This window comes from Paraburkholderia elongata (genome assembly GCF_013177735.1).
GTDB classification, from domain to species: domain Bacteria; phylum Pseudomonadota; class Gammaproteobacteria; order Burkholderiales; family Burkholderiaceae; genus Paraburkholderia; species Paraburkholderia elongata.
Genome location: NZ_WOEZ01000133.1, coordinates 1 through 9102 on the forward strand (window position 1 = coordinate 1; position 9102 = coordinate 9102).

Annotated in this window: 8 protein-coding genes and 1 pseudogene; 4 read left to right on the forward strand and 5 right to left on the reverse strand. The window is 59.4% G+C overall.

Annotation, left to right across the window (positions count from 1 at the left end):
• On the forward strand, nucleotides 1-225 hold a 225-nt coding region (locus GNZ13_RS51595; RefSeq protein ID WP_216675005.1), incomplete at its 5' end, for a hypothetical protein.
• Nucleotides 226-567: 342 nt separating this feature from the next.
• Here GNZ13_RS51595 and GNZ13_RS24680 read toward each other — a convergent pair.
• The 3 genes from GNZ13_RS24680 to GNZ13_RS24690 form a co-directional block, all read right to left on the reverse strand.
• On the reverse strand, nucleotides 568-1419 hold the full coding sequence (locus GNZ13_RS24680; protein WP_172169082.1) for a carbohydrate ABC transporter permease: 852 nt from the start codon (nucleotides 1417-1419) through the stop codon (nucleotides 568-570).
• Complete coding sequence (locus tag GNZ13_RS24685; protein ID WP_172169085.1) at nucleotides 1416-2306, reverse strand: carbohydrate ABC transporter permease; 891 nt, start codon at nucleotides 2304-2306, stop codon at nucleotides 1416-1418. Before GNZ13_RS24685 ends, GNZ13_RS24680 begins: the two co-directional genes overlap by 4 nt.
• Nucleotides 2307-2459: 153 nt before the next feature.
• Nucleotides 2460-3692: an ABC transporter substrate-binding protein gene (locus tag GNZ13_RS24690; protein WP_171928536.1), complete on the reverse strand. Its 1233-nt coding sequence runs from the start codon at nucleotides 3690-3692 to the stop codon at nucleotides 2460-2462.
• Between the two features lie 385 nt (nucleotides 3693-4077).
• Here GNZ13_RS24690 and GNZ13_RS24695 point away from each other — a divergent pair, with 385 nt between their 5' ends.
• The 3 genes from GNZ13_RS24695 to GNZ13_RS24705 all read left to right on the forward strand — a co-directional run bounded on the left by GNZ13_RS24695 (nucleotide 4078) and on the right by GNZ13_RS24705 (nucleotide 7013).
• Nucleotides 4078-4851, forward strand: a complete 774-nt coding sequence (locus tag GNZ13_RS24695; RefSeq protein ID WP_172169088.1) for an SDR family oxidoreductase — start codon at nucleotides 4078-4080, stop codon at nucleotides 4849-4851.
• 131 nt (nucleotides 4852-4982) lie between these two features.
• Complete coding sequence (locus GNZ13_RS24700) at nucleotides 4983-6065, forward strand: ABC transporter ATP-binding protein (RefSeq protein WP_172169096.1); 1083 nt, start codon at nucleotides 4983-4985, stop codon at nucleotides 6063-6065.
• Nucleotides 6066-6149: 84 nt separating this feature from the next.
• Nucleotides 6150-7013: a MurR/RpiR family transcriptional regulator gene (locus GNZ13_RS24705; protein WP_172169090.1), complete on the forward strand. Its 864-nt coding sequence runs from the start codon at nucleotides 6150-6152 to the stop codon at nucleotides 7011-7013.
• 58 nt (nucleotides 7014-7071) lie between these two features.
• On the opposite strand, the gene GNZ13_RS24710 is transcribed toward GNZ13_RS24705, so the two are convergent.
• Complete coding sequence (locus GNZ13_RS24710) at nucleotides 7072-8610, reverse strand: Fic family protein (RefSeq protein WP_172169093.1); 1539 nt, start codon at nucleotides 8608-8610, stop codon at nucleotides 7072-7074.
• A 225-nt stretch (nucleotides 8611-8835) separates the two neighbouring features.
• Nucleotides 8836-9102, reverse strand: a pseudogene (locus tag GNZ13_RS24715) (IclR family transcriptional regulator); the annotation flags it as partial.

Consider the following 9102-nt stretch of genomic DNA (forward strand, 5'->3'; position numbering starts at 1 on the left):
CAGATCAATTACCAGCGTACGCCCAGCCTTTCGCGCTGCCCGAAAACTGGAGACCAGCCTGTCGATGTTCTGTACGGACGTATGAACGAGCGCTATCCCCGGCGTTTGGTGGAACGTGTCGGCCAGTTGTGCTTCGATGCTGCTTTCGTCCGGGAATGCCTCGTCTGCGTCGAGTCGACTGAGTGCCGATCCTTCAACCAGAAGCGCGTCGATATGAGATTGTGAGAGTGGAAGGGAAACTCCGGCCGTGTCAGGCGCGCGCGATAGGGGATTCGTCACTATCGGCTTTACGAGGCAGGTCGACGGTGAGTTTTCCTTTCGGCGCGAACGCTGAAGCCGAGGCTACCAATCCTCGCCATCGCTGCCGGCATGATTTATCACGGATAGTGACGTCAGCGACGGCGAACAGCTTCCCAGTCGAAGCGGACGGAGAAAAGTCCGCTTTTTACGCACCGATGTCGAATGACTGTAAGTGGCCGACGGCTGACCTTGGGTGATGGCGCCGAAAAGTTGAGCGTTGTGACTATCGGAGCGCGGCCGGATAGGATCCGCCGCACCTCGAAAGACCTACTTCACCGCCCCCAACGCCAACCCCTTCACCAAGAACCTCTGCAACCACGCAAACACAATGGAAACCGGCAATGTCGCACAGAGGGTAGCGGCCATCACCAGATGCCACTCGACGACGTACTTGCCCGCGACCATATCCGTAACCTGAACGGTCAAAGTCTTATTCTCCGGCGACCGAATCAACGTATAGACCACCGCAAACTCATTCCACGCATTGATGAACGTAAAGATCGCGGTAACAACAATCGCCGGCACGGCCAACGGCAAGAAAACTTTAAAAACAGCCCTAGTCCTCCCACACCCCTCAAGCCACGCTGACTCCTCAAGATCCCTTGGCACCGTCTGAAAGTAAGAAGACAGCATCCAAACCGCGAACGCGATATTAAAGGCCGCATAAGAAACGATGACCCCGATCTTGTTGTCAACCAGATTCCCATCCCCATAAGGAATCATCGCCGCGAGCCGGAACAAGCCAACAACGAGCAAAATCGGCGACAACATCTGCGTCACCAGCAGAAACTGCGAATACAACCCCTTCCCGCGAAACGGAAACCTCGCCAACGCATAAGCCGCCGGCAAGCTCACAGCCAACGCCAACGCGGTCGACAAGAAGCTGATCACGCAACTATTCCTAAGCGCCACACCAAAATTAGCCGCGACCCACATGTCCGAAAAATTGCTCCACTGCCAATGCACCGGCAACCACCGCGCCGGATAAACAAAGATCTCAGTAGCCGGCTTCAAGGCAGTAAACAACATCACCGCAAACGGAAACAGCACTGCCACAATCAGCGGCGAAAGTGCCAACCAGCACCACAGCGAGCGCTTCATCTTGACGCTGAGACTCATGACGCCTCTCCTTCTTTCGCGGGCTGCAGGCGCAGATAGGCGATCGAGAAAACGAACAGCATGACGAGCATGATCAGCGACACCGCCGCGGCTTCGCCCGGACGTCCCAGCCTGAAACCAAGCTCATAGAGATACGTGACGAGAATATGCGTGCCGTTGTCCGGCCCGCCTTGCGTCATCACCCAGATGATCGGGAAAGAATTGAACACATAGATCACGTTCAACAGAATCGTCATGTTGATGAACGGCCGCAAGAGCGGCATCGTCAGCTTGCGAAACTGCTGCCACGCACTGGCGCCATCCATCCGCGCCGCCTCATAAATGTCGCCCGGCACCGACGACAACCCGCCCAGCAGAATCGTCACCGTAAATGGAATCGACACCAGAATACCGACGGCGATCTCCACCGGAAACGCGAGCTCCGGCGTCGCGAGCCAATGTATCGGTCCGCTGATGAATCCAAGTCGCTGCAACGTGACGTTGACCATGCCGTAGTCATCGTTGAAGGCCCAGCGCCACACCACGGCGGTCATCGTCAGCGAGACGGACCACGGCAGCATCACAATCGTGCGCGCCACGCCGCGTCCATAGAAATCCTGATTCAGCACCAGCGCAACCGGTACCGAAATCAGCACCGTGCCGCCCACTACACACACGGTCCAGACAATCGTCCGTTTGGCCGCTGCGAGAAACGCAGGGTCCGTGAAAATCGTAGTGAAGTTCTGCAGACCGGTGAAGTCGCGAATCGCGCCGAAGCGCGAGACCTCGTGCAGCGATTGCCACACGATGTTGAAAATCGGATAGCTGATGATGAAAAGCGCCAACACCAGACTCGGCGCAATCAGCAACCAGGGCGCCTGGAGGCGCGAAGAAACGGAACGGCTCATGCGTGCTCGATCGTAAGACGCGTCCACATTAAAAAGGCGGACACGACGGGATGGGCCGGATAGTGCATTAGGTACATGACAACCGAAACGCGCGCCGCCTTCGCAACGGCGGCGCGCGTTCCGTGTTCAGCAAATCACTACGTGACTACGCGATCACTTACCGAGCGATTTGTTCGCTTGCGCTGCCGCGGCAGTCAATGCGTCAGCCGGCTTCGCCTTGCCCAGGTAGATCGATTGCATTGAATCGGTCACAGCCTTTGCGGTGTCTTCCCAACCGGTCACGGTCGGCGCAAAGTGGGCTGTCGGCAGCAGCGCGACGAAAGCTTTGGTGTCCGGATCGTTGAACGCCGGATCGGTCGCCTCAGCCTTGGTGGTCGGCAGGAAGCCTTCGGTCGTCGTGAACTCGACGCGCGGTTCCTTCGTGAACAGGTAGTCGAGGAACTTCCAGGCCGACTTCTTCACCTTCGAGTTCTTGAACATCACGATCGAGTCCGTCACCGCATAGGTGGCGTGCGTCGTGCCCATCGGGATCGGATCGATACCGTACTTCAGGTTCGGCGCTTCCTTCTTGATCTGCTTCGCGAGGAACGGCGCGGAGATCATCATCGCGACGCGGCCCTGCTTGAACAGGTTCTGCACGTCTTCGCGGCTGTAGCCGGTCACGCCAGGCTGCGTCAGGCCGTCGTCGATCAGAGTCTTGTACAGCGTGGCTGCCTTGATGCCGGCCGGCGAATTGAACGCCGCCTTGCCGTCCTTGCCGACGACGTCGCCGCCGTTGGTCCACAGCGCGTAGTAATAGTAGACGTCGGTTTCGATTTCCTTGCCTTGCAGACCGAAGCCGGCAACGCCCTGCGCTTTCAGCTTCTTCGACGCATCGATCACGTCATTCCAGGTTTTCGGGCCGTCGGGATAGCCGACCTTCGCGAGCAGATCCTTGTTGTAGTAGAGCGCGCGTGCGGAAGCGGCGATCGGCAGGCCGTACACCTTGCCGTTGATCTCGCCCGGTGCGAGGAACGGGCCGATGAAGCGGCCCTTGAAGCTCGCGTCCATGTAGCCGTCGAGCGGTTCGGCAACGTCGTCCTTCACGAAGTCGAGCAGCCAGCGCGTACCGACGATCGCCAGATCGGCGTTGGCGCCGCCGGAGATGTCCGTTTGCAGTTTCTGTTGTAGCGTGTCCCAGTTCACGTCTTCGATCTTGATCGTCGTGCCGGGATTGGCCTTCTCGAAGTTACGGGCCATCTTTTCGAAGTACGGCGCGGTCGCATCGCTGTAATGCGCGACCGTCACGCGGACCGTGTCGGCGTGAGCCGCGACGGCGATACCTGCAAACGCGAGCGCCACGGCAACTTTGCCTAGCGCGAGGGAAGCACGGGCATGCAACGACATTTCTCTCTCCTGTGTCGATCGGAGTTAGCGCTTTAGCTGTCGACCAGAGTTAGCGCGTCAGCGCGTTACTCTGGTCCCATGCATAGCACTTACTCCGGTCCCATCCAACGATGGTGGGGGGTGGTCTGCTGCCGTCGCCGGCCGCTTTGGGTTAAATTGTTTGAAAAAATCCTACATGACGCAAAATAGCTTGTCACGTAGGGTCTGCCATATTTTTTATCAGCGGGTTTTGTGCATAAGATGCTGTAAAGAAGGAGTATTCTGCATAACGCGAAGTCACGGATACCCAATCTTTGGGATGACTGGACAACTGCCTGACGTCGATTTTGTAGGAAATTTACACGCCAGACCGGCGCTGCAACGAGATTGAGGAGCGAGGGCAGACATGAATCGTGTTGTGTTGGTGACGGGCGCTTGCGGCGGTATCGGCAGCGTGTTGTGCAAGCGCTTTGTGGAGCAGGGCGATACCGTGCTGGCGCTCGATATCGACGCGGTCGCGCTTCACGGACTGGTTGCGCAGCTCGGCGCGGCGCATGTCACGCCGATCACGGCCGACCTCGGTGACGCTGCCGCAGTGCAGCAAGCGGTTGCCGAAGCGGTGAAAACGCGCGGTCCGGTGGACGTGTTGGTCGCCAACGCGGGTGCCGCTAAAGGCATGACGCTCGCCACGACCGATGCCGCCAGTTGGCAGCGCGACATCCATCTGAATCTGAACGGCACGTATCACACGGTGGAAGCGGTGCGCACGTCGATGATCGAACGGCAGAAGGGCGTGCTGGTGCTGATCGGCTCGGTGAACGGCATGGCCGCGCTCGGGCATCCGGCGTATAGCGCGGCGAAGGCGGGGCTCATCAGCTACACGAAAGCGCTGGCGATCGAGCTTGGCCGCTATGGCATTCGCGCGAACATCGTCTGTCCGGGCACGGTGAAGACGCAGGCGTGGCAGGCGCGCGTCGACAAGAATCCGCAGGTCTTCGAGGATCTGAAAAAGTGGTACCCGTTGCGCGACTTCGCGACGCCCGACGACATCGCCGATGCGGTGCTGTTCCTCGCGTCGCCGATGGCGCGTGTGATTACCGGCGTCGCGTTGCCGGTCGACGGTGGGCTGATGGCCGGCAACCGATTGATGGCGGAAGAACTGACGCTGGAATTGCTTTGAATTGCTTTGAATTGCTTTGAATTGCTTTGATTCGTTTTGAACGGCTTTGACTAGATAGCGCGGCGTGTTCTTTGCTCAATGAAACAGGGCAGCACGACAGCACGACGATGCAGCACGACGATGAGGACAGCATGGCAGCAGTGCAACTGAGCGGCATCTTCAAACGCTATGGCGACACGCAAGTGGTGCACGGCATCGATCTCCACATCGACGACGGCGAGTTCGTGGTGCTGGTCGGCCCGTCGGGTTGCGGCAAGAGCACGCTGATGCGCATGGTGGCCGGTCTCGAAGAGATCAGCGGCGGCGATCTGATGATCGGCGGCACGCGTGCGAATACGCTTGCGCCGCAGCAGCGCAATATCTCGATGGTGTTCCAGAGCTACGCGCTCTATCCGCATCTGTCGGTCTACGAAAACATTGCGTTCGGGCCGCGGATTCGCAAGGAACCGTCGGCGAGTTTCAAGCCGCGGATCGAAGCCGCCGCGAAGATGCTGAACCTCAGTGGTTATCTGGACCGTTTGCCGCGTGCGCTGTCGGGTGGTCAACGTCAGCGGGTGGCGATGGGGCGCGCGGTGGTCCGCGAGCCGTCGTTATTTCTGTTCGACGAACCGCTGTCCAATCTCGACGCCAAACTGCGCGTGCAGATGCGCACGGAAATCAAGGCGCTGCATCAGCGTCTGAAGAATACGGTGATCTACGTGACGCACGACCAGATCGAAGCGATGACGATGGCTGACCGCATCGTCGTGATGAACGCGGGGCGGATCGAACAGATCGGGCGTCCGCTGGAACTGTACGATCATCCGGCGAATCTGTTCGTCGCGAGCTTCCTGGGTTCGCCGTCGATGAATTTCGCTGAAGGCGTGTTGACGAATCGTTCGCAAGGGCAGGGCCTCGCGTTGAAACTCGACGATGGTAGCGAGATCGTGCTGGAGGGTGCACCCGTTTCCGCCGTTGTCGGCGCAAAGGTCACGCTCGGTGTACGTCCCGAGCACATTGAAACGATGGCTGACAAGCCGGACGCCACCATGGAAGTCGAAGTGGTCGAGCCGACTGGCGCCGAGACCCATTTGTACGGGAAAATAGGCGGCAACACGTGGTGCGTGACGACTCGCCAGCGCTCGAAAGTCGAGCCCGGTCAGCGCGTCACGCTGCGCCTGCCGGCCGAGCATATTCATCTGTTCGATACGGAGAGTGGACGCAGGCTGGTCTGAACCGCGTGTTGCCGCTTGAGGCTGATTCAAGCTGATTGAAGCTGCGACGCGACGCGGATTCATTTAACCCTTAAGGAACACCGGGTGTCCGCACCGAACTTGATTCCCCACATCCGCGGCGCACTGGCCAATTTGCGGCCCGCCGAGCGCAAAGTCGCCGAGATGGTGCTGAGCGACGTCGACTTTGCGATGCGCGCGAGCATTACCGAACTCGCGCAGCGCGCGGACGTGTCCGAGCCTTCCGTCACGCGCTTTTGCCGCGCGATCGGTGCGCATGGTCTGCGCGACTTCAAGATGCAATTGGCGCAGAGCGTGGCGGGCGGGGTGCCGTATGCATCGACTGCGGTTGCGCGTGATGATGATGTGCAGACGTTGATGGGTAAGGTGGGTGAGGCAGCAGTCGATGGAATTACGCATGCGTGTGGAGCGTTGGATCCGGCCGTGTTTGAGAGCGCGATTGCGGCGTTGTCGAGCGCGGGGCGGGTTTTTTTCTTTGGCGTGGGCTCGGGGTCGGGACTCGTTGCGCAAGATGCGGCATTAAGGTTTTTGCGGCTGGATATCGCGGCTACTGCGTTTACGGATGGTCATCTGCAACGTCTTTACGCGGGCCTGATGGAGCCGGGTGATGTGGCGTTTGCGATTTCGCATTCGGGGCGCAGCGTCGAAGTGAATGAGAGCATTCAGATCGCCAAGGAGCGTGGCGCGACTACGATTGCGCTGACTAATGTGGGCTCGCGGCTGGCGTGGTTGGTCGATATTCCGCTGCTGCTGCGCGTGCCGAGTCCGATCGATCCGAATACGCCGGGGGTGTCCCGGCTCGTGCATCTGTGCATCATGGATGCGCTGGCGATTGGCGTCGCGTTGAAGGCGGGTCCGAAGACGCTTGAAAAGATGCGGCACGCGAAGGCGCGGTTGTCGTCGCATGAGCCGGAGGCGGCGGGGGATTGAGCGAGGTGGTCCGCTTCAGGAACCCTGCGATGAATGGCGGCCGGAGTGGGGACAGGGCCTAGCGCTTGTTCTCTTCCGAAAATGCTTCGGTAACAGCCTGCACGATTTGCGCACTCAACTCCGGCCGCTCGTCAAACAGCGGATAGCGCTTGCGCAAGTTGTTCGACACGCTGTTACCGTTCTGCCGGACGCTGCGAATGATGCCGTCCAAATCGTTGTCCGGTGCTTCGAGAAATTCCTTGATGGTGCGCCGTGCGGTGTCGTTGGCGTGCAGAAAGCGCGCTTCGGTGCGCATTTCATGCGTTAGCGTCATGTCGATCACGTCAGCAAGATAGATGACGTGTGCGGTCAGATCAGGGTAGCGCCAGGCGGGCAGCGCGTCGTCATAGGCGCGAAAGTGCAGGTTGTATTCGACACCGTCGTCTCCGGTTTCGGTCTTGCCGAACGTGTACTGGTCCGCATAGTGTTTCATCAACGGACGCGAAAAGCGTTCGAGCACTTTGTCGTAAGCGGCACGATCGCGCGTGCTGTGGGTGATCGTGGCGGACACCGGCAAGATGATTGGCGCAGGCACCGCGCCGTCGCGACGCAGAATGTCGTTGATCAGGAAGCGCGAAATGCGGCCGTTCCCGTCGGCCATAGGGTGTACATAGACGAAGCCGAACGATGCCGCTGCAGCACGCACGATCGACGCACCACCCTCGGTACGTTCTAAAAAACGGGCCAGCCCCGACAGCATCGTTTCGATGTGTTCCCAATGCGGCGCGATGTAGTCGACCACCGGTAGATAGCGTGCGACATGTCCCACATACACCGGGGAGCGGCGGATGCCGTAACGCAGGGCCGACTGTCCCAGGATGCCGCGTTGCAAAGTGTCGAGCGTTTCGGCGTCAAACGGATTGGCATGTCGTCCGCATTCGCTTTCCATGACCGCGGCAAAGCGGCGGATCCGATCCTCTTTGTCCTGCTCATGCTCGATCAGAAAGCTTGCGCGGCTCTCTTTGACCGTCAGCCAGACGGCGCTGCGCAAGATCAGATCGATGCCATAATCCGCTTCCAGTTCGGCAAGCGGTGCGGCAAGGTCGTAAGCTTCGGCGCGCTGAACCGCTTCGACACGTCGAATCACCGGGCAAAAATCCCGATTGCCCGGCAGGTTGTCGCGCACACGCCAACGCGCGTTGTTGACTGGCGTGCCTACGATGAATTCCTCGGGATTCAACGCGTCGACATAGTTTCCCCGGGAGATGCCCAGCGCGTTTAGCGGTTCGGGCATCAACCACTCATAAAAGAAGCAGGCGCGGCGAGCATACGCGCCCGTGGGTTCGCGGGCGATCCATGCCTCCAGTTCGTGGCGCACCGATTGCAGCGCATAGAGTCGCGCGAGGAATTCCAGGTGAATGCCCTCGTGCCGGAAGGCGAAAGTCAGGTTGTCGGTCAGGCTGGCGGCCGGACGATAACGTTCGGTGTAAACCTCGCGGCGGATGTCACCGTCGGTGGACGTTGAGCGATTCCGGCCGATTTCACTTTGAACGGCGAACGGATGGACCGGTACGACGCTGTACGTGTTGGATAGCCATTGATAACCGATCTGCGGCATGATTTTCGATCCGGGGTGGCGGGGACGCGCGCGAGGACACCTTGTTTCGCTCAGTTTTGCGTAGTTTCGATTACTTGGCTCGCAAAACGATTACAAAACGCGTATTTTCTAGGAAAACGATTATACGGCGTCTGCGCTTCATTTCGATTACTTGGCACGCAAAACGATTACAAAGTGCCAGTTTTTCGGAAAAACGATTAATTATCCCTTGTTGAGGCCGCTTTTTCAGGCCTCGTGCGCCACCGCCATCCACCCAAACCGCCGCGACAATCTCAGGGTTGCCGCGCGCAAAGTCCGCGCCGGGTCGCCCGCGAGTTCGCTATTGAAGCTGCCGCTCGGTCCCATCATGGCGAGCACGAGGCAGATGCTGCCGGTGTGGTCCAGCACCGGCGCGGCCAAGGTGTCGATGCCTGGCACTGGCCGGCTCAACGCGGTATCGATGCCGTCCGCGCAGATTTGCGTGAGCCGCTGTGCGTAGGCTCTTTTCAACCC